Origin of the sequence: Paenibacillus senegalimassiliensis (assembly GCF_001486585.1) — a bacterium.
Taxonomy (GTDB): domain Bacteria; phylum Bacillota; class Bacilli; order Paenibacillales; family Paenibacillaceae; genus Fontibacillus; species Fontibacillus senegalimassiliensis.
Window position 1 is genome coordinate 57,595 of the sequence record NZ_LN909046.1, and the last position, 22,428, is coordinate 80,022.

Below are 22,428 nucleotides of genomic sequence, written 5' to 3' on the forward strand. Positions count from 1 at the left end.
GTTATGAATGAGTAGTGATAGAGTCGTTAGGAAATGCCACGGTAACGATCTTTGCCTTGCCTATCTCTAGTTGCAGGTGATCCCCCTGTGGCTCCAACTTGTCATGACGGCGCTCCAGAATATCGCTGTGATAAGCAGCAGTGAACGGAACATGGGATTTAATGCCAAGCTTGGCGGCCTGGCCGTTCAGATTGTACCAGCGAAGCACAACATCATTTTGTGCGGACAGCTTGCAGGTCGACCAGGCCAGCCCGGAACCTTCCCAGGTGAACGGGCTATATGTTGTCGGCAGATGTCCCTGCTTGAGCTCATGCTGGATATGGAACCATGGAATCTGGAATGCATAAGCTTCGGCAAAAGCTTCAGACTGGATCGCATCCCCGCGATGAGGGAACACCGCATATTCCACCGTGTGCTCGCCAAGGCATTGCGCTTCAGGGGTAGGGAACACTCCCCAATCCCCTAACTCGCCAACAGACCGAAGCAATGTGATGGCGATGGTGTTGCTTCCATCTCGCAGCACTTCGTATTCGTTCAAGCCTTTATTAGCTACCGTCAAGCCCAATTGGCTATCCGACACGCTGACGAAGGCTTGTTGGTGCTGGGCATTGCTTGGGTTCGTCCACTCTGGTGCGGGCGTGATGTCGCGCTTCGCAGCTTCAAAGATAGAATCTGCCAAATGCTGTTCTGCCTGCAGGCCTGTTGGAAACAACACGCGTAAGCGATGATCCTTGGCCTGATTATTGAAGGAAGTAGAAATGAGCAGGCCTTTGCCTGAACGCTCCAGGCTCACGCGTGTAGTCAGGCGGAAGGGCAACGTTTGTTGGCTTCTTCCGGCCTTACGCAAGCGGAATTGAATCATTTTGCGCTGTTCTGCCTGCAAACGTTCATCTGCGGCTTCGGGAATGGCCCAATCATGAACAATCTCATACGTGACACGATAAGGTTCTTTCTCTACGCAAGTAATCGTTGCAGGAAGGCCACGCGTAGTCAAGGCAGTATCGCCTTCCGGCTGCCGGAACATATACTCGTTGCCGATATCTCCGCAGTCTTCGAAAATCCCAAGCTTGTGAAAGGTATGACCGGTTTGGCGGTCTGTCAGATCGTAAGAGCCGTCGTCATGGAAATGAACGCTTAGAAATTCATTAGCCATGCCGTTACTTGTCACGACTAATGGTGACGACTCTGGCAGGGCGGCAGACTTGGCCCCCTGTGGATGCCAGGCAAACGTACGGAAGCCTAGTGCGGGCACGGCTGGTGCCTCAAAGGTAAGGCGGATCTTGCGGGCCATGTAGGGCTGCCGGAATCGGTCCTTCGGCAGCTCATAGCCAAATTGAGATCCAAGGTCGTCCACACGTACAGACAGGGCGTGACCCTCATCATCCAGCAGGCTTCCTTCTTGCAGGTCTATTGGCAGCTTATCCAGCTCTTCTGCAATCGCAGCCGGGTTAGGGCCTTCCTTGAAGTAGCGCTTCGCGACAATCACTTCTACACTGATTGTACCGTTGCGCGCCCAACCGGAGGTGTTAAACACTGTGAAAGGAATGGCTTCCTTATCCCAGGCTTTAATGTCAAGCGTACCGATATTTCCGGCAATGGCCCTCAGACTCTCCTGAATCACCGCTTCAGCCATATGCTTACTCTTGTCGAACCGGGTGACCATCTCACGATGCACTTCATCCACACTGCAACCACAGATGCTGTCATGCGGATGATTCTGCATCAACGTCTTCCAGGCATAAGTCAATGGCTGGTGCGGATAGGGGGTCGCTCCGGTGATAGAAGCCAAGGTTGCTAGTGGTTCGGCTCCCTTCTCCAGCAAGGTTTGTCCATATTGATTCATCTGCTTCAAATAGATTCTGGCAGATGCCGTGTTGACCAGCGTTCCCCAACCGTCCGCATGTTGGCTGCGCAGTTCCCCGCTTACAGTGGCAAGCTGCTCCGGAAGCTGCCGCTTCACAGCTTCGATATATTCCTCGAAGCTGGAATGCTTGAAGTCTACTTCAGGGAATAGTTGCTTCGCTATTTCAAGTCCAGCCGGCAAGTCCGTCTGCACCGGTTGGTGGTCACAACCGTTCATAAACAGTAATTCCGGGGTTGAGGCATACCTCTTAGCATCAGTCAGCTTCTTGTTCCAATAGAGGGTGGCTTCCTCGGCGTTCACCGGAACCTCGTTCCCGTTGCTGTACCAGTTGGCGAACAGCAGGCTCAGTACGACGGAGCCATCCGGGGATTCCCAGTACATCTCCGAGAACGGAGATTCGAACTCTGAACCCGAGAAGTCCTCAACTTTATTATCGAAGCCTGTAGGCTTCACGCCTCGCCCGAATGCTGCGACTTCAATATCAGCTTGCTTCAGCATTTGAGGAGCCTGGCCCATATTACCGAAGGAATCCGGGAAGTAGCCCAGTTTGCATACGGTTCCATATTGCTCTGCGTCTTGATGACCAATCAGCAAATTGCGCACATTGGCCTCAGAACTGGTAAGGAATTCATCCTGCAACACATACCAAGGGCCCACGCTGATGCGTCCCTCACGGATGTATTTGTGCAGCAGTTCCTTTTTCTCCGGATGAACCTGAAGATAATCCTCCAATATAATGGTTTGTCCATCCAAGTGGAAATGGCGGTAGCGTTCATCTTGCTCCAGGGTCTGAAGCAAAGTGTCCATTAACTCAGTCAATAGATAGTGATGATATTCATAGGGCATGTACCATTCCCGATCCCAATGCGAATGGGAGATCAGGTGGGCGGTTGTCCGCGCCATATCAATCCCTCCTAATTCATTTGTAAACCCAACAAGCGGAAAACGAAAATACATGGATTTATGTCAAGACACATTCGTATGCAGATTTACACACCCTCGAATAAATCACAATATGTATCATTTGCATACGCATTCATGAATGCATGTTTGACACATTTAGCCGTTTGGGATGGTCGATGTTAACGTAATGTAAAAACAAAAAAACCTTGATATGAAAGGGTTTTGGGCCATTGCTGACATGACAATTCAGAATCCACATATTTACGGTGTCAGATCTGATTCCCTACAATTTGAATTGTAAGCGTTAGCAATTGCGGCCCAACCAAACAGAGAAATAGTGAGGGCGAAAGCAGACGTGAACAAGCTGGATAAAGAGAAAGGAGAGAATACGATATGAAGAAAAGCGGCCGGAAAGTATCCGGCATCACCCGGAACGCAACCGGCGAATCCTCCCTCGGCCGTAAAATGCTGAAGAACTGGGAGCTGTACTTATTCGTAACCCCGGCGGTTCTGTACTTCTTGATCTTCCATTATGGTCCGATGTACGGAATTCAAATCGCGTTCAAAAATTTTACGCCGGTTAAAGGAATCACAGGCAGCCCATGGGTCGGATTCGATCATTTCTTGCGGTTTTTTGATTCCTATTATTTCTGGGACCTACTGTGGAATACCCTGAGCCTTAGCTTCTATGAACTGGCCATCGGCTTCCCACTCCCGATTATTCTGGCCCTAGCCTTCAACGAGATCAGGAACGGAGCGTTCAAGAAGACCGTGCAGACGGTCACTTATGCACCCCATTTCATCTCGATGGTGGTTATGGCGGGGATGATTATTACGTTCCTGTCGCCTTCATCCGGTATGATTGTGCGCATGATCGAATTCTTTGGCATTGAAGCCCCGGCATTTCTGACAGACCCGCGCTGGTTCAAGACTGTATATGTATTGTCTGGCGTGTGGCAGAGCACAGGATGGGGCACCATCATCTATCTTGCAGCTTTGGCGGGGGTTGATCCTCAACTCCATGAAGCGGCGATTATGGACGGTGCCAGCCGCTTTAAACGCGTGCTGAACATTAACTTGCCGACCATTATTCCCACAATTACCATTTTGCTGATTCTGAACATGGGGAATATCCTAGGCGTCGGCTATGAGAAAGTATTGCTGCTACAAAATCCGCTGAATATGGAGTCTTCAGACGTCATTTCAACCTTTGTATACCGCTCCGGTCTGGTCAGCGCTCAATATAGCTTCTCCACCGCCGTCGGTTTGTTTAATTCCATCGTTAATGCGCTCTTGCTGATTACCGTCAACAAGGTTGCTAAGCGAACGAGCGAAACCAGCCTATGGTAGAGAAAGGAGGACGAAGCTATGGTTACAACAATTAAAGAATCCAAATCAGATAGATTGTTCCTAGTTCTAAATTATGTGTATCTGTTACTCGCTTTGATCGTGGTGTTGTATCCGCTTATTTACATCATCAGTGCTTCCGTCAGTAGCCCCAAATTTGTCAGTTCGGGGGAGATGTGGTTGTTCCCCAAAGGGCTTACCTTTGATGGATACAAGCTGGTATTCGATAATCCAAAGATCTGGATCGGTTACCGTAATACCATTTTCTATACCTTGATCGGAACGATGCTGAATCTGGTAGTTACTCTACCGGCTGCGTATGCCTTAAGTCGTTCTGACTTCGTGGGCCGAGGCCTAATCATGGGAATGTTCCTGGTCACTATGTTCTTCAGTGGAGGACTTATCCCTACTTACTTGATGGTCAAGAACCTGGGGTTGATTAATTCAATTGGAGCCTTGATTTTGCCGGTATCGGCATCGGTGTGGAATATCATCGTGGCCAGGACGTTCTTCCATTCGACCATTCCTAAGGAATTGCAAGAAGCCGCCCATGTGGATGGAGCTACTAATATGAGATTATTCATACGCATTGTGCTGCCGCTGTCGTCCCCAATTATCGCGGTTATGGCGTTATTCTATGGGGTCAGTCATTGGAACAGTTATTTCCCGGCCTTGATTTATTTGAACGATGAGATGAAATATCCGCTGCAAATGGTATTGCGTCAAATCCTGGTGCTTCAGGAGATGTCCGCAGAGACGACGGGAGCTGCCATTAGTGGCGATATTGCCGAGTCCATGGCGAATAAAGCGGAAATTGCCTCATTGGTCAAATATGCGGTAATTATTGTGTCCACTTTACCAGTGGTTGCCGTTTATCCTTTCTTACAACGTTATTTTGTACAAGGAGTCATGATTGGATCGGTTAAGGGTTAAGCCTTAATTTGATACGCTTATAGTAAAAATCATGCAGTTTCCTGATAATAACGAGGGCTGGTCCTTCGCTTATTATATAATCAACATAAGTTTAAAAGGGAGGTTTACTAATGCAGGGAAGTAAAAAAGGATGGGTCCTGCTTCTACTCACCGCTATGGTCGTCACATTGTTGTCCGGTTGCGGAGGCTCCGGTAACACTCAAAAGAACGGGGCTAGCGGGAATGCGGAGACCAATGTAGTTAGCAAGGATGGATTCCCGATTGTTGAAGAACCGATCACATTAACCATGATGGCACCAGATGTAGGTTTGCAGAACTGGAATGAAATGCCTGTACTGCAGGATATGGAGAAGCTGACCAACATCAAATTTGTATTCAATAATGCACCGAAAGACAGCTTTGAAACTAAGAAAAACCTCGTATTTGCCAGTGGTGAATATCCGGACGTATTTTATGCGGCTGGTCTGACTCCGGCTGAGCAAATGAACTATGGGGAACAAGGCATCTTAATTCCATTGGAAGATCTGATTGAAAATTATGCGCCTAACTTCAAGAAGGTGCTTGAAGAGAACCCGGATGTACGCAAGTCCATTACAGCTCCAGACGGGCATATCTACTCGTTGCCGGTAATCGAGTTCAACCAACCTTGGTACCGCAACCCAATGTGGTATAACGGCGACTTCCTGGAGAAGCTCAACATGGGTAAGCTGCCGGAAACTACAGAAGAACTGTACACTTATTTGAAACGCGTTAAAGAAGAAGATCCAAATGGAAACGGGAAGGCAGACGAAATTCCGTTATCTTCAGCCTCCACGCCGAGTCTCCGGGATATCCGTACTTGGCTGCTAGGCGCATTCGGTATCTATGAAGAGGAGATTTATGTAGATGACCAGGATGTGGTTCATTACACACCAATGGAAGAAGGGTATAAAGAGTACCTCGTCTTCTTGAATCGTCTATGGGCAGAAGACCTGCTCGATCATGAATCATTCTCACAAACGGCCGAACAGAAAAAGGCGAAAGCCCAAAACAATCAGGTTGGCCTCTTCTCCGAATGGAATGCTTACATGACGCTTGGAGGCGAGCCAAGCACCGATGATCCAATGTTTGCACCCATCGTCAGCGATATGGTGGACAAGCCAGCTATCGCCAAGAACAAAGGCGTAACAACAGGTGCATTTGCTATCAGTGTTAGTAATCCTGCTCCAGAAGCTTCCATGCGTTGGGTTGACTATCTGTATTCCTATGAAGGTGCCATGGTATTTAATAAAGGACCTGAGGGAGTACTGTGGGAGTATACCGACAAGGAAAACCGGGTTAAGAAGAATTTAGATCCGCCAAATGGTATGGACCCTGGTGAATATCGTGCAACGCTGACTCCGAACTATGGAATTCCAGCACCAACGATTTCCTTCGATGATATCTTCAAAGGGTTGAAGACCGACTTTGAAGTATGGGTGGATAGCGAATCCAAGACGAAATTGCTGGATCGTGGAGCAAGAATTCCGTTCCCGACCTTGTTCCTCACTCCTGAGCAACAAGCTGAAGTAACAACGCTGACTTCTGATCTGACTACTTATGTTCGTCAAATGGAAGCCAAGTTTGTCACTGGCGCTGAGCCGATGAGCAACTGGGACAACTATGTAGCGACCGTTAAGAAAATGGGCGGGGATCGCATGCAGCAAATTTATCAAGAAGCTTACGACCAATGGAAGAGCAATTAAGCGAATAGTGTAAGGCCAGTTGGCCCTCCGAGACTTGATCTCTGGGGGCTGGCTTCCCTTCGGGAGACAAATAGATGGAGCAGGAGGCAGATAGAGATGAAAATTACAAGACATCCGGAGAACCCTATTGTAGTGCCTGGTGGATATGAGTGGAGAATGGTGACCGTATTTAACCCGGCCGTTATTCTGGATAATGATAAATTCTATATGATCGAGCGGACGGCGGGTTCACTGACCCCTTGCAAGAACTATCTGGGCTTGCTGGAGAGCGAGGACGGAGTACACTTCACGCATGTGAAGGACGAGCCGATCGTGACCCCAGATATGCTGGGCTTCCCGTATGGCAGCGTACAGGACCCGCGTATCGTCAAGATTGACGATACGTATTACCTGAACTACGCGCTGCGTCCTTGCGCGATGAGCTATTACCCGACCGGCCGGGGCGTACCGGAGCGTTCGATCCCGGAATATCCGGACGGCTGGGGAGAAGAGGAAGGGCACTGGCTGACCCGCTCGTCGATTCTGTCCTCGAAGAACCTGATTGATTGGGAATTTGTGGCCGATACGACGCCGCTGGATATCAACGACCGGGACAACATCCTGTTCCCGGAGAAGATCAACGGGAAGTTCGTGCTGCTGCGCCGTCCAGAGGAATACATCGGCGAGGAGTATGGTACGGAGAAGGCCGCGATGTGGATCACGTACTCGGAGGATCTGATTCACTGGGAAGAGCCGAAGCTGCTGGCGAAGGCGGAGAATATGACGTGGGAATCGCGGAAGATCGGAGGATCAACCCCGCCGATCAAGACGGACCGGGGTTGGCTGGTCTTGTATCACGGGGTGGATGATGAGATCGTGTACCGGGTAGGTGCGCTGCTGCTAGATTTGGAGAATCCGGAGAAGGTGATTGCGCGGACGCATAACTTCATCATGGAGCCAGAGACGTATTATGAGAAGTTCGGCTATCAAATTCCCAACGTCGTATTCCCGACAGGGAATGTGGTGAAGGACGGCCTGCTGTACATCTACTACGGGGTGACTGATACAGCGATTGCGCTGGCCACTGTACCGGTGGAAGAATTGGTCGATCATATTTTGCAGCAAGATAGCTAGGAAGAATATAAGTAAGGTAAGGGAATAAAGACGTCCCCAGGCTGGCTATAAAGTCAGCTTGGGGACGTCGCTTATTTTAGCTATTATTTGCAGGCCCCTTGGCAGCATGTTCCCGGCGATATTGGCCTGGGGTAAGCCCGGTTTCCTTCTTGAATTTGCGGATGAAGTTCGGCGCATCCAAATAACCCACCTGCTCGACAATTTCTTTGAGCGGGGCTGAGGTGTTAACGAGCAGGCGAATGGCTTCCTGCATACGGCATTGCCAGATGTATTGCGAGAAATTAAGACCTGTCTTCTCCTTGAAGCAACGACTCAGATAGGATGTGGAAATTGAATACCTGAGGGCAACGTGCTCCAAACTAAGGGTGTAATCGGCAAATTGCTGATCTATATAATCTACGATATCATCCATTAACGAATGTTGCCCGGTTTCGGCATTGCGTTCTACCTGCAAGCAGATTTGAGAAGCGAGTGAACCCAGTTTAGCCTCAAGTTCCTCCAATGATTCAAACGAGGTCAAGCTGGACAAATTCAGGAATACCTCGTTCATCCCCAGTTCAGAAGCCGTACGCAGCAGTGAATTCAATAAATCGAAGCAAATGCAGCGCAGCAGGGAGACTGAGAGTGGCTCAACCTTTAATTCATCAATAATAGCGGCGATCATCTGATTGGCGACCAGTTCATTCCCTTGTTTGAGTCCTTGCTCCAACTTCAATATTGTTTTACGTGGAAGCCAGAATGTCTCGGCTGAAGGAACCGCCAGCTCGGCAATTTGCTCGAAATAAGTTACGCGTCCATTGCTGCCCACCATGCGGTATTCCAAGGCAGCCGAAGCTTCAATAAAGGACTGGTTCAAGTCGGCAGGGCTCTCATACAAGGTGCCTACTCCGAAATACGGAACGACCCTAGAGTTATCAATAACCAGCACCTTGATCGCTTCAATTATAGTAAGAACCCGTTCCTCAGCCTCGGCTTTGCTCTCAGCAGACAACGATACAACTAAGGCAAACTGCTCTGCTGGCGAGAACTCCAACCCGTAGATATGGGTATTCATTTCCGCCAGTTCAAATTCACTAAGCATTTCCTGCAGGTTCTGCTGCTCCTCCCAGGTTTTATCCCCCTCTCCCGTTTCATCCCATGCCAATATGACAGAGAAATAATAGCCGTGACCTTGCGGCAGTATCAGACCGGAACCCTCCATCATTTGAGCGATTTCTGGGTCGTCTGGTTTGCCATGTTTTAGTAGAAGCATCAAACACTGATTACGAACGTAGGGTTGCTGGATGTCTATTCTCGCGCTGTAATCATGCAGCGTCTGTCGAATCCACTCCCATTCATTACGAATCTTGTTGCTATCCGGTGAACTGGTCTTCAGCTTGGCGAACTCCATCAAATCCTTGATGGGATGATATTGCCGTCTGGCCAGCAGCATGGCTGCGATAATGCCTGTCAGGACGGCGATCCCGAAGACAATAACTACGAGTTCCTGAATGTGAGCCACCCGACCAAAAAACTGATAGCTTGGCATCGTGGTTACATAGGTCCAGCCGTTATATTGGGATTTGACCACCACCACTGAATATTTCTCGCCATTCATAGAAAGGCTGTGGATACCTGGCTCCAGCGAAGGCAATGCCATCAAATCAGGTTCCGGCAGGCTTGATCCATGGTTATTAATAGTTAATGCTTTTCCCTTCTGATCAAAGATATAGCTACTGCCCGCGAAGTCATTCAAGATCGAATCCATGACCCCTGTGAGTTTGGATTCCTTCATTAAATAGACGACTGTTCCGTAAGGATATGGATCATTAGGCTTGATTGGAACCAGAAAGGTCAACATCGGATCGCTGCGGGAATAGACGCTCACTTTCTCTGCTGGCCGCATCATAGGTTGCTTCAATTCGTTTAAATCCTGAAGCAGCATTTCATTGGACCAATTTTCAAATTTGTACATGCGCTCAAAGACAACATCCACGTAGGTAAGTCCTGTTGAAGAATAAATAATCGTATCCTTGTGGAGATACAGGAACAGATCCTCCAAAATGCTGCTGTTCGCTTTGTAGCTGGCCAATGCTCGAATGGCATCGCCGCTATATAAGGGGTGGCGCAGCATATACGGCGTCAAACGTTCATCATAGGAAATCTTAGTGGCGATTTCTTGCAGTTCGTTCATCCGTTCGTCAATGGTTGTTTTGACCTGACTGAGCTGATTGACATTGGCTTGTTCGATTTCGGTCTGCAAGCTCTTGACGGCGCTTTCATAAACGAGTGCTGTGACCAGTGTGAGCGGAACAAGAAACATTAAAATATAAGATATTGTATACTTGAGCAATAGCTTGGATTTGAAATGGCTCCAGCTTGCCGGAATACGAGATATTAAGTTAGACGGGGCGGCTGTTTTCCGCACGAAGCATCTCCTCCAAACTTTACCAATCATTATAACGTTATATTTATTATGCATTAAATTTGCGTTTAAAGGAAGAACCACGCTAAAAATAGTGCGCCAAGAAGATACATTTGCAAGGTATGAGTAGTTTTTTTGTTCAAAATAATATAGAATTAAAATCGCTCAAAATTTGTCAGTAAGTGGACTAAGGTGGTTAACGGCTATGAAACATATATATCTGGACCATGCAGCATCTACGCCGATTCATCCGGATGTGGTGCAGACGATGATGCATGTGATGGGCAATCAATATGGGAATGCTTCGAGTGTTCATTATTTCGGACGAGAGGCCAAACGTCTTGTTAACGGGGCGCGTGATACCATTGCCACACGAATGGGTTGCCGTGCGGATGAACTGGTATTTACCAGCGGAGGAACGGAGAGTGACAATCTTGCACTATTTGGTGCAGCCGAGGCTCGCAAGACCCGCGGACGGCATATTATCACTACGGCTGTAGAACATCATGCAGTGCTTCATACTTGTGAACGTTTGGAACAGAAGGGCTTTGAGGTGACTTACCTGCCAGTCGATTCTACGGGAAGAGTGGACCCTGGGCAACTCGCAGAGGCCATTCGCCCCGATACGATTCTGGTCAGCGTCATGTATGGAAATAATGAAGTGGGCACACTGCAGCCTATTGTGGAAATCGGAGAGATGACCCGGGAACGGGGAATTTTGTTTCATGTAGATGCTGTACAGGTACTTGGCTCTATTCCGATATCCTGCCGTGATCTCCCGGTGGATCTCATGAGCTTCTCGTCCCACAAAATAAATGGTCCGCAAGGCGTTGGTGCTCTTTATGTACGCAAGGATGTACTACTGGACCCGATTCAGTATGGGGGACTTCAAGAGAGAAAGCGGCGTGCGGGAACGGAGAATATGGCCGGAATTGCCGGCTTTGCCAAGGCGGTAGAACTGGCGGTGGAAGAGCGGGCAGCCCGCAACACCCATGAGAGTATGCTGATCGCGGCATTGCTGGAGGCTTTGGGAGAACGATTGCCAAGCGAGGGCTTCCATGTGAACGGTCATCCGTCCGAGCGGTTGCCGCATATTGTTAATATCAGCTTTCCGGAAGTGGATTCGGAGACGATGCTGATGAATTTGGACATGGAGGGAATTGCCGCTTCCAGCGGCTCAGCGTGTACCTCTGGGTCCCTTGAGCCTTCTCATGTGCTGGAGGCTATGCAGCTTCCGACAACTTTTTTGCGTTCAGCGATTCGATTTAGTGTAGGAATGGGTAATACTAGGAAAGAAATTGCTGATGTCGCCCAAAAAATTGGAACCATCCTGGAACGTCTCCGTAGAAGGAAATAATGGGCAGCTTTTATCGGGATTATGACGATTTTGGGGAAGGAGGGTATGTAAGTTGCCTGCGCGTCAACCATTTGCCCAGCGGGGAGTGTCCTTATCGCCATGAGAATGCAGGAAATGATCGGCCTGGCTGTCTTTGATGTAGATCAAGGCAAGCAGGTGGGGAAAGTGATCGACATGATGCTGAATAACGATTGGTCGATTGCAGGCATTCAGTTAGAGAATCGCCTGCGCTGGAGTTCCTCCGTCAAGGTGGTGCTCTGGGAAGACATTGTCGCCTATGGGGAAGATGCGATTATGATTCGTAATCAACAGGCCATCCGCAAATGGAAGGCTGAGAATATACAGAATACCTTCTTGACAGGAACTGTCAAATTGAAGGAATTACCCGTTCTGACTGAGGACGGAATTCAGTTAGGTTTTATGACGGATGTTTATTTTGAGCATGAATTGGGAAACACAATTACTGGAATTGAAATTAGCGACGGGTTTTTCACCGATTTGCTGGAAGGGCGCAAGCTATTGCCTTTCACACCGGAAATGACCCGCGGGGAGAATGCGATCATGGTCCCCGCTAGCAGCGACGAACTGCTTGAAAAACCATGAATTCTGTTGATGGATAGGTGATAAATGGATGATGAAATGTCCAAATTGCAGCTCCAAGGATATTGGGAAGATTGGTTCCCATCAATTTTACTGCTGGGGTTGCTTTATTGAATTGACGGTAAACGGAGATAAAATGTCCGTCTACCAAGTTGAAGAGGACGGTACGCTCAGTTCCCTGGACGATCTGTTCTTCGGTGAGGAAATGGTGCAAGATTTCCCGCAAATGCATGCTTCCTCGTAAATATAAGTATGTGCCCGAGCTACTTTATAAAGTATTCATGACGTCCGGCGGAAATGCCAGAAGCTGTCCCCTATTTAGTACATAATAGAGAGGACAGCTTTTTTATTAACCTGGGGGAACTACTTCTCAAATGTTGTCAACAATGATCATGACGAAACCGTATTTTGATTTGATTGAGAAAGAAAGCGCTTTGAATTAGGATGAATATAGAAACACGGTAGTCATACAAGTCAAGATTGTTGATGGTCCGTACATCATTTTAAGGAGGTTTCTCTTTATGGCTATAGCACAAACGAAAGAGAAAACAGGTTCTGGCGGAGTAAGAGTCAGAGTACAGCAGTTCGGACGTGCGCTCAGTGGCATGGTTATGCCTAACATTGGCGCATTTATTGCCTGGGGGTTAATCACCGCCCTCTTCATTCCAACCGGCTGGATTCCAAGTGAATACTTGGCCAAGCTAGTTGACCCGATGATCAAATACTTATTGCCGCTGTTGATCGGTTATACCGGTGGACAGATGATTCACGGCAAGCGTGGTGCCGTTACCGGTGCTATCGTCACGATGGGGGTTATCGTAGGGGCAGACATTCCGATGTTCCTTGGAGCGATGATCGTCGGTCCGCTCTCGGCATGGGTAATGAAACAGTTTGACAGAGCGATTGATGGTAAAATTCGTTCCGGCTTTGAAATGTTGGTTAACAACTTCTCGATCGGGATCTTCGGTGGGATTATGGCACTGGGTGCCTATGCTGGCGTAGGGCCGTTCGTTCAAGGTATTAGCCAAGTATTATCTTCCGGCGTAAACTTCCTGATGGAAGCCAGACTGATTCCTTTGGTCAATCTGCTGATTGAGCCAGGTAAAGTGTTGTTCCTGAACAATGCGATCAACCATGGTGTACTTACACCAATCGCAGCAGAAGAAGTGGCTCGTGTAGGTAAATCTATGTTGTTCATGCTTGAATCCAACCCAGGTCCAGGCCTTGGTATCCTGCTCGCTTACTGGTTGGTAGGACGCGGTTCGGCAAAACAATCTGCACCAGGGGCAGTGATTATCCACTTCCTGGGCGGGATTCACGAAATCTACTTCCCGTACATTTTGATGAAACCTGTATTGATCCTGGCAGCTATTGCCGGTGGTGTGGTTGGTACATTTACATTCCAACTGACGGGTGCAGCTCTTTCCGGTTCACCTTCGCCAGGTAGTATCTTCGCTTACATCGCGATGACACCTAGAGGCGGGTTCCTGCCAATGTTCAGCGGTGTAATTACCGCAACAATTGCTTCCTTCGTTGTCGCTGCCTTGTTGCTTAAGACGGGCAAGCAAAACGACGAGGAAATGGACTTGGATGAAGCATCTGCCAAGGTGAAAGAAATGAAATCGGCAGGAGTGAAGAGCCAAGCTGCTGCATCTGCGGCAACGACGGGTGTTCAGAAGCAAAACGTTAACAAAATCGTGTTCTCTTGTGATGCCGGGATGGGTTCGAGTGCCATGGGGGCTTCGGTCTTGAGAAAGAAACTGCAGGATGCCGGTATCAACATCACGGTTGTCAATTCCGCAGTTAGCGAAATCCCTGCGGATGCTGATATCGTCATTACACAAAAAACATTAACGGAACGTGCCATTGCGAACAAACCGGACGCAGAGCATATTTCCATCGACAACTTCTTGAAGAGTCCCAAATATGATGAACTGGTTGAACGACTGAAAAGTTAATTGCGCCAGTTACAATGAGGGGGCAGAACACTGGCGAGCTAATTCGCCGGTGTTTTGCGTCTATTTTTAGGAGGTCAGATAATGAGGAAGGTTACCGCACGGCAAAAGCAAATCCTCATTCTCCTCCTCGGACGTAAAAACGGAATGACTGCCGCAGAAATTGCGGCAGAAATCAATGTTAGCGTCAGAACCGTCCATCGGGAGCTGGACGAAATTGAGAAGATTCTCGCCTTCTTTGGCTTGGTGCTTCACCGTAAATCCGGTACCGGAATCTCGGTATGGAGCGACTCCGGTGGCAATGACGAGGGAGAGCGGCTACAAGAAGCCAGAAGACTGCTGCTCGTGGATAATCCTAGTGATTATTCCGGAGAAGAACGGAAGATTTGGCTGATCTGCCGTCTGCTAGAAGAGCACGAGCCATGCAAGCTATTTGCATTGGCTCACAGCTTGAAGGTAACGGTAGCGACCATAAGCAATGATTTGGATGAGGTAGAGCCTTGGGTTAGACGGTTCCATCTGGAATTGGTTCGCCGCAGAGGTTATGGGGTTGAGCTTTCCGGCAAGGAGCATGGCAAGCGTGATGCCTTATGCCAACTGGCGGTCGATCATTTGGATTACTCCGATCTGATCGGAGGGTCGATGGAAAGTCAGGGCTCATCCGCCATTTCGAAGCTGTTAACCATCGTTGGAACCCACAATCTGATGACGGTAGAGAATACCTTGTGGGAAATGAATTGGGACTGGACGGAGCATTTGTCCGAAAATGCCTATACAGAGCTATTGATTCACCTCTCGGTATGCATTAATCGGATGAAGGCGGGCATTTTTGTAGCAGATCCGGGGAAATCTGCTTCTACATCGGGGAATGAACGGGATGAAAGTGAGGCGATTCGCTTTGCCCGGAGCTTGGGGGAGAAGCTGTCGCTGCGCTTTCCCCCCGAGGAGATAGGTTATATTATTCATTTGTTTAACCGGGCGAGGGACGCCTCCCCGGATCTTGTGCAAGCGGACTTGGAACTGGTGGATACGGTTTACCGGCTGACCGAGAATGTTGTGAAACGGACGGGAATTCCGTTTCAGGAGGACCGGTTGCTGGGCAGCGGATTATTGGAGCATATGGGCTCAGCCTTCAAGCGGATTCGTGAAGGCTCGCGAATTCGCAATCCGCTGCTTGGAGCGATTCGCAAGGATTATGAGGAGTTGTTCATCATCGTGCGCGAGGCGATGAATGAGAGCATTGCCGATCTGGATGTACCAGATGAGGAAATTGGCTTTTTGGTTATGCACTTTGGAGCCTCGATTGAGCGGTTGAATCAGTTAGGGCGCAATGTCCGGGCTATTCTGGTCTGCTCCAGCGGTCTGAGCTCCTCGAAATTATTGGCTACGCGGCTAGCCAAAGAGATGCCACAGATCGAAGTTTTGGGTAATGTATCATGGTACGAGGCCAAGCGGTTGCCAGAGGAAGATTATGATTTAATCATTTCTACCATTGACCTGCCACTGCCCGCTGATCGTTACGTCAAGCTGAGTCCATTGTTGACGGAGGAGGACAGCGCACGCCTGCTGCAATATGTTCAGGATACGACCTTGAAATCTCGCAAGCCTGTCCCCGAGTCGGAGCAACCGGTTAAATCCCGGGCGTTTGAAAAGCTGCAAGGGTTAACCTCCTCCTTAAATGAGGTGGTCAGCCTGCTCCAGCAATTTGTGGTGATTGAGCTCGAAAATGCGAACTGTTCACTACGCGAGACGGTAACATCGGCTTTAGAGGAAATGAGCCGGGTTGCCACGGTATATATGACTTCTACCAAGCCTGGACCTGAGGAAGCGACTCTCGTGGCAGACGTGCAGGCCGTGACGGACCGCCTGCTTGAACGGGAGAAGATGGCGAGCCAGGTCATACCGGGTACATCGCTAGCGTTATTTCACACCCGAACCCGTTTCGTGAATTACCGTTCGCTGGCATTGTTTCGCTTAAGCGAGCCTGTACTGTTGGATGGAGATACCGAGGTTGGCGCGATCCTGTTCATGCTCGCCCCACGCCAGTTGCCTCACGAAAGCCTGGAGGTGCTTAGCGAGATTAGTGCGATGCTGTTAAATCCTGAACTAATCGAGCTGCTGGAGACGGGAAGGTGTGAGGATATTCGCAATTTTCTAGCCACAGAACTGCTAGACTATTTTGAGCACATCTGAGTTTAAGAGCTTTACCAAGGATTTGCATTGATAGGAACTGACATAAAAAGGAGAGAGCTACAATGAAACTACTGTCTAAAGAGAAAATTATCCTGAATGGTCAAGCCAAAGATAAATATGAAGCGATTCGGATGGCGGGCAATTTGCTCGTTCAAGCAGGTCATGTCACGGAAGAATATGTTGATAAAATGCTCGAACGCGAAGAAATCGTCTCTACTTATATGGGCGGCGGGCTAGCTATTCCTCACGGTACCAAGGAAGCGAAATCGCTGATTTCGTCTACAGGGCTGTCCGTAGTTCGTTTCCCGGAAGGAGTCGATTTTGGCGGGGATGAGCCAGCCTTTATCGTCATCGGCATCGCCGCTGCAGGTGGAGATCATATGGGAGTATTAACGAATGTGGCCATGGTATTTACGGATGAATCCAATCTGGAGCGTATTATGAATGCTACAACGGAAGAGCAGGTTGCGGACATCCTTGAAGGAGGAATGGAAGCATGAAGGCAGTTCATTTCGGCGCAGGAAATATCGGGAGAGGCTTCATCGGGCTGTTGTTATCGGGCTCGGGATATGAAGTATGCTTCGTAGATGTGAATGATACGGTTGTTTCGGAGCTGGCACGGCGCAAGGAATATCCGGTTACACTGGCCAGTGACCAGAAAGAGACCGTAATCGTTACCGGCGTGACGGCAATCAATAGCAAGACGGCTGCTGCAGAAGCGGCGCAGGCGATTGCGGAATCCGATCTGGTGACCACGGCTGTTGGCGTATCGATTCTCAAGCATATAGCAGGAACCATTGCACAAGGACTCGTTCTGCGCAAAGCGGAAGGCACTCAGGGTAAGTTGCATGTCATTGCATGCGAGAATGCTATTGGAGGTAGCTCCCAGCTTAAGGAGCATGTCTATGCCGGGTTGGACGAAGATACCCGGCGTTGGGCTGAGGAGAATGTAGCCTTCCCCGATGCGGCTGTGGATCGGATTGTTCCGTTGCAGCAGCATGAAGATCCACTTCAAGTGGTGGTTGAACCGTTTTATGAATGGGCGGTAGACGAATCACAAATGTTCCCAGGCTTTCACCGCGTAGAGGGTGTACATTATGTTGAACGTCTGGAGCCTTATATTGAACGCAAGTTGTTTACAGTAAATACCGGCCATTGTTCGGCTGCTTATAAGGGATATCTGCAAGGCCATGCCACGATCCAAGAGGCGATGAACGACGAGCAGGTCGTCCAGCATGTACGCTCAGTTCTGTCGGAGACCGGAGCGGTATTGGTGGCGAAGCATGGCTTCTCAGAGACCGAGCATCAGGCCTATATTGAAACGATTCTGGAGCGTTTCGCAAATCCGGCACTGACGGACGAGGTTTCGCGGGTTGGCCGTTCACCAATCCGCAAGCTGTCCGCTGGAGACCGCCTGGTATCTCCGGCGAAGCAGGCTTACGAGCATGAACTTGGCTATGACCATCTGGCCAAGACGATGGGGATGGCGCTATTATTCGTCTCCGCTGATGATCCGGAGGCCGTAGAGTTGCAGGCTTCGTTGCAGGAAGCGGGTGCTTCAGCAACTCTCACCCGTTACACTGGGCTGGAAGCTGGCCATCCGATTCACCAAGCGGCGCTTGCCCATTATGAACAATTGAAGCAAAATCGTTAAACGATAACTGCCTATGATAACACGGACAACAGCCCGCTTTAGATCACATATGTGGTCTAAGGCGGGCTTTTCCTATTTTCTTTCATATTTTTCCCTCTCTAGGCCAATAATGAACTGTACGAAAGCTGAAAGAGAGGGATAAGTCATGGAGCCGAGGGACGAGCTTCATAAAAATAAGCTGTTTCGCTATGCCGTCTGGGTGCTGCTTGGGCTGATTATTCTTTATTTTGTCTGGCAGCTTCGACCTATGTTTGCACTGGCATACCATTTTCTCAAAGCCGTGTTTGCTCCATTTGTCGTGGCAGTAATTATTTCCTATGTACTTAATCCAGTTGTCCGAATGCTAGGTGCGCGAAAGGTACCCCGGACCATGGCTGTATTACTGATCTATGCGGTGTTTCTAACCGTTCTTTCGGTCATTCTGATTAATGTTATTCCAATGTTCGTGGAGCAGGTAGAGGAGCTAGGGGAGCATTTGCCGGAACTGACCATTCATACCCAGCAAATGATGAACCGCATTGATAACGGAATCTTGCCAGGGAGCGTCCGTATGGGGATGAATCATTGGTTCTACCAATTCGAGAGCAGAATGGCCCAAGGAATTACCCGGTTTCTGGACAATATCGGAGCGACCATTGAGGTGGTATTCAACGCATTTATCATTCCGTTCCTCATCTTCTATATTCTCAAGGATATTGAACTGATTGAGCGGCTGATGCTGCAATACTTGCCCCGTTCCCGGCGAAAATCCATGATTACGCTGCTCAAAGAAATTGACCAGGCCTTGGGCAACTACGTGCGAGGTCAATTCCTGGTCTGCGTCATCATCGGGGTACTGGCTTATATCGGTTACATATCGATTGGAATGCCCTTTGCTTTACTGCTTGCCGGCGTTGTGGCGATCTGTAACATCATCCCGTACCTGGGGCCGTTCCTGGGGGCAGCCCCTGCTATGGTGATGGCTACCACAATTTCATGGAAGATGGTTCTGCTTGTTCTACTCGTCAATATGCTCTGCCAAACGATTGAAAGCAACGTGATATCCCCGCAGGTGGTGGGACGCAGCTTGCGTCTGCACCCGATGATGATTATTTTGGCGCTGCTGATAGGTGGAGAGATTGCCGGTATTCCAGGCTTAATCTTGGCGGTACCTTTTTTTGCCGTCATTAAAGTCATTCTGCAGCATTTCCACGCTTATTTCGTGCGGCGCAAAGCGATGTGAAAGGCGCATTGACAGCGGCATATCTGCCCTTTATACTTAAAACGATATGTTGTTGAATGAACCCAAAACGTTGATGAAATGAAGTACGTTCAACCGGCGGATTTATCAGAGAAGGGTCCCTTCGCTCCAGATGCCTTTGCGGCTGCTTGGAGAGATGGCTGAGAGGACTCGAAATATGCCTGAACGGAAAGCTGATTTCGGAGTGTGGACATAAATCCACCGGCAGGTCCCCGTTACCGGACTAACGAGGCGATTACAGGTAACTCTTGCGGCTGATGGCGGCAGAGTCTTGTGATAACCAGGGTGGTACCGCGATTAAGATTAAATCGTCCCTGATGTTCAGGGGCGTTTTTTGTATTTTCAAAAGGGAACCAGATTGATATCTATTCAGGGGGTCAAACTAATGAAAGCAAGTGAAATTCGTTCCAAATGGCTAGAGTTCTTCGCCAGCAAAGGTCATAAAATCGAGCCGAGTGCCTCGCTCGTACCTCATAACGATCCATCTCTGCTCTGGATCAATGCGGGGATGGCACCGCTCAAGCCTTACTTCGACGGCCGGGTCAAGCCGGATAATCCGCGTTTGACCAATTCGCAGAAATGCATTCGTACCAATGACATCGAGAATGTAGGAAAGACACGCCGGCATCATACTTTTTTTGAAATGCTGGGCAACTTCTCGATTGGTGATTATTTCAAGGAAGAAGCCATTACGTGGGCTTGGGAGTTCCTTACAGGCAAGGACTGGATTGGCTTTGACGGGGAGAAATTGTCCGTCACGGTATATCCTGAGGATGAAGAGGCTTATAAGCTGTGGAACGAGAAGGTAGGCATTCCTGCTGAACGGATTGTGAAGCTGGAGGACAACTTCTGGGATATCGGGGAAGGGCCTTGTGGGCCATGTACGGAAATTTTCTATGACCGCGGAGATGCTTACGGTGATCTTTCCGATCCCGAGTGCTTCCCTGGCGGAGAGAATGAACGTTTCCTGGAAGTGTGGAACCTGGTCTTCTCGCAGTTTAACCATAACAAGGATGGCAGTTACACACCACTTCCGAACAAGAATATTGATACCGGGGCTGGTCTGGAGCGCTTTGCATCCATTTTGCAAAATGTGAACTCCAACTTTGATACTGACTTGTTCCAACCGATTATTCAAAAGACAGCCGGACTGGCAAAAGTGGTGTACGGGACTAACGAAGAGAGCGATGTGGCTTTAAAGGTGATTGCCGACCATATCCGTACGGTAGCATTTGCCGTGGCTGATGGTGTTCTGCCTTCTAACGAAGGCCGTGGTTACGTCATTCGCCGTCTGTTGCGCCGCGCTGTTCGTTACGGCAAGCTGATTGGAATGGATAAACCCTTTATGTTTAACCTGGTAGGCACGGTAGGGGAAATTATGGGTGCTTATTACACCGACATAGTGACCAAACAGGAATTTATCGAAAAGGTCATTCGTGCGGAGGAAGAACGCTTCCACGAGACCCTAAGCGATGGACTGGCTATCTTGGCAGAGATCAGCACGAAAGCCAAGGAGGAAGGGCGTACCTTGATCGGCGGTGCAGATGCCTTCAAATTGTATGATACTTACGGGTTCCCGCTCGATTTAACCGAGGACTTTGCAGCAGAGCATGGTCTGGGAGTGGATCGCGAAGGGTTTGAAGCATCCATGCAAGAGCAACGGGAACGTGCCCGGGCTGCCCGCCATGATAGTGGTAGCATGAAGGTGCAAGGCGGTGTACTTGCCGACTTTACGACTAAAACCGAATTCACTGGATATAATGAGCTTGAAGTCCCTACCCGCATTGTAGCTATAATCGTGGACGATGCTTTTGTCGATGTAATAAGTGAGGGGCAATCTGGACAAGTCATACTGGCATCCACACCGTTCTATGCAGAAAGCGGGGGCCAAGTGAGTGACCAGGGAGTGCTTCGCAGCGAATCCGGCAACGCGGAGGTTACAGGGCTGTTCAAGGCTCCACAAGGGCAACATGTACATCAGGTCACGGTAAATTCTGGCGAATTGCACGTAGATGCCGATATTACGGCTGCCGTTAATAAAGAACAACGCGGCCATACTGTGAAAAATCACACAGCGACGCATTTGCTGCATCAGGCCTTGAAGGATACCTTGGGTGAGCATGTCAATCAGGCGGGGTCCTTAGTTGAACCTCAACGTTTGCGGTTTGACTTCTCTCATCTTGGCAGCATCTCTGCCGAGGAGCTGGTCGAAATCGAGCGCCGTGTGAATGAGCAAATCTGGAATGCCTTGCCGGTCAACATTGACTTGAAGCCGATTGATGAAGCCAAGGCGATGGGGGCCATGGCCCTGTTCGGCGAGAAATACGGTGATATCGTCCGCGTTGTGCAAATTGGCGATTACAGCTTAGAGCTGTGTGGCGGCTGCCACGTGAACAACACTTCGGAGATTGGGTTGCTCAAAATTGTGAGCGAAAGCGGCATCGGCTCCGGTGTGCGGCGGATTGAGGCGGTTACGGGACGCGGAGCTTATCTGTTCCTGGACGGTCAGCTTGAGTTGCTCAAGCAAGCTGCCGGTCAACTCAAAGCAAATGTCAACGATGTGCCGAAGCGAATTGAGGGCTTGTTCCAGCAATTGAAGGAATTGGCTCGTGAGAATGAATCGCTGCAAAGTAAGTTAAGCGTCATTGAAGCTGGAGAATTAACCAGTCAAGTTATCAGCGTGGGACAAACCAAGCTGCTGGCTGCTCAGGTTCAAGCAGGAAGCATGGATGCGCTCCGTACGCTGGCCGATGAATTGAAGGTCAAACTGCCGGATGCCGTGTTGGTGCTGGGTTCTCCGATGGAGGACAAAGTAAGCTTTGTGGTTGTTGTACCGCAGGAGGAAATCAAACGAGGACTTCACGCTGGTAAGCTAGTGAAGGAAGTAGCTGCGGTGTGCGGCGGCGGGGGCGGCGGACGTCCGGACATGGCTCAAGCTGGAGGCAAGGATGCCAGCAAGCTAAGCGAAGCCTTGAAGGCTGCTGCCGATTGGATCGCAGCCCAAGCGTAGTAGCTTCCATCAATAGATAGGGTGGTCCGGTGAAAATTTCCTTATGGAACCCATGATATGATATAGTAGGATTAGACTAAGGCTATCACTGTTACGGTCATCAAGACGTATGTCGAAGAAGCGAGGTGTCA

General features: G+C 49.2%; 15 protein-coding genes. 13 read left to right on the forward strand and 2 right to left on the reverse strand.

Annotated elements, in window-relative coordinates; translation table 11 throughout:
* Position 1 precedes the first annotated feature (1 nt).
* Positions 2-2,767 carry an alpha-mannosidase gene (locus BN3279_RS14395; RefSeq protein WP_082673085.1) on the reverse strand — a complete coding sequence of 922 codons (2,766 nt, stop codon included), beginning with the start codon at positions 2,765-2,767 and terminating at the stop codon, positions 2-4.
* A 393-nt stretch (positions 2,768-3,160) separates the two neighbouring features.
* Between BN3279_RS14395 and BN3279_RS14400 the strand changes: the two genes are divergently transcribed.
* From BN3279_RS14400 to BN3279_RS14415, 4 genes are all read left to right on the forward strand, one after another.
* Positions 3,161-4,117, forward strand: coding sequence for an ABC transporter permease (locus BN3279_RS14400; protein ID WP_059051888.1), 957 nt, complete (start codon positions 3,161-3,163; stop codon positions 4,115-4,117).
* An 18-nt stretch (positions 4,118-4,135) separates the two neighbouring features.
* Positions 4,136-5,047: a carbohydrate ABC transporter permease gene (locus tag BN3279_RS14405; protein WP_059051889.1), complete on the forward strand. Its 912-nt coding sequence runs from the start codon at positions 4,136-4,138 to the stop codon at positions 5,045-5,047.
* A 110-nt stretch (positions 5,048-5,157) separates the two neighbouring features.
* On the forward strand, positions 5,158-6,771 hold the full coding sequence (locus BN3279_RS14410; protein WP_059051890.1) for an extracellular solute-binding protein: 1,614 nt from the start codon (positions 5,158-5,160) through the stop codon (positions 6,769-6,771).
* Between the two features lie 96 nt (positions 6,772-6,867).
* Complete coding sequence (locus BN3279_RS14415) at positions 6,868-7,884, forward strand: glycoside hydrolase family 130 protein (RefSeq protein ID WP_059051891.1); 1,017 nt, start codon at positions 6,868-6,870, stop codon at positions 7,882-7,884.
* 76 nt (positions 7,885-7,960) lie between these two features.
* Here BN3279_RS14415 and BN3279_RS14420 read toward each other — a convergent pair whose 3' ends face one another.
* The gene (locus BN3279_RS14420) at positions 7,961-10,291 is read right to left on the reverse strand and encodes an AraC family transcriptional regulator (RefSeq protein ID WP_316245758.1); all 2,331 of its coding nucleotides are present in this window, start codon (positions 10,289-10,291) and stop codon (positions 7,961-7,963) included.
* Positions 10,292-10,493: 202 nt separating this feature from the next.
* Here BN3279_RS14420 and BN3279_RS14425 point away from each other — a divergent pair, with 202 nt between their 5' ends.
* From BN3279_RS14425 to alaS, 9 genes are all read left to right on the forward strand, one after another.
* On the forward strand, positions 10,494-11,645 hold the full coding sequence (locus BN3279_RS14425) for a cysteine desulfurase family protein (RefSeq protein WP_059051892.1): 1,152 nt from the start codon (positions 10,494-10,496) through the stop codon (positions 11,643-11,645).
* A 99-nt stretch (positions 11,646-11,744) separates the two neighbouring features.
* Entirely contained in the window at positions 11,745-12,248 is a 504-nt protein-coding gene (locus BN3279_RS14430) for a PRC-barrel domain-containing protein (RefSeq protein WP_059051893.1), read from the forward strand.
* A 31-nt stretch (positions 12,249-12,279) separates the two neighbouring features.
* Positions 12,280-12,489, forward strand: coding sequence for a hypothetical protein (locus BN3279_RS14435; protein ID WP_082673179.1), 210 nt, complete (start codon positions 12,280-12,282; stop codon positions 12,487-12,489).
* 277 nt (positions 12,490-12,766) lie between these two features.
* Entirely contained in the window at positions 12,767-14,203 is a 1,437-nt protein-coding gene (locus BN3279_RS14440; protein WP_059051895.1) for a PTS mannitol transporter subunit IIBC, read from the forward strand.
* Positions 14,204-14,284: 81 nt separating this feature from the next.
* Positions 14,285-16,393, forward strand: coding sequence for a BglG family transcription antiterminator (locus tag BN3279_RS14445; RefSeq protein WP_059051896.1), 2,109 nt, complete (start codon positions 14,285-14,287; stop codon positions 16,391-16,393).
* 62 nt (positions 16,394-16,455) lie between these two features.
* Complete coding sequence (locus BN3279_RS14450) at positions 16,456-16,893, forward strand: PTS mannitol transporter subunit IIA (protein ID WP_059051897.1); 438 nt, start codon at positions 16,456-16,458, stop codon at positions 16,891-16,893.
* Complete coding sequence (locus BN3279_RS14455; RefSeq protein WP_059051898.1) at positions 16,890-18,047, forward strand: mannitol-1-phosphate 5-dehydrogenase; 1,158 nt, start codon at positions 16,890-16,892, stop codon at positions 18,045-18,047. The genes BN3279_RS14450 and BN3279_RS14455 overlap by 4 nt, the downstream gene beginning before the upstream one ends.
* Positions 18,048-18,192: 145 nt before the next feature.
* A complete protein-coding gene (locus BN3279_RS14460; protein WP_059051899.1) occupies positions 18,193-19,269 on the forward strand; it encodes an AI-2E family transporter in 1,077 nt (358 codons plus the stop codon).
* Positions 19,270-19,672: 403 nt separating this feature from the next.
* The gene (gene alaS / locus BN3279_RS14465) at positions 19,673-22,297 is read left to right on the forward strand and encodes an alanine--tRNA ligase (RefSeq protein ID WP_059051900.1); all 2,625 of its coding nucleotides are present in this window, start codon (positions 19,673-19,675) and stop codon (positions 22,295-22,297) included.
* Positions 22,298-22,428: the final 131 nt, after the last annotated feature.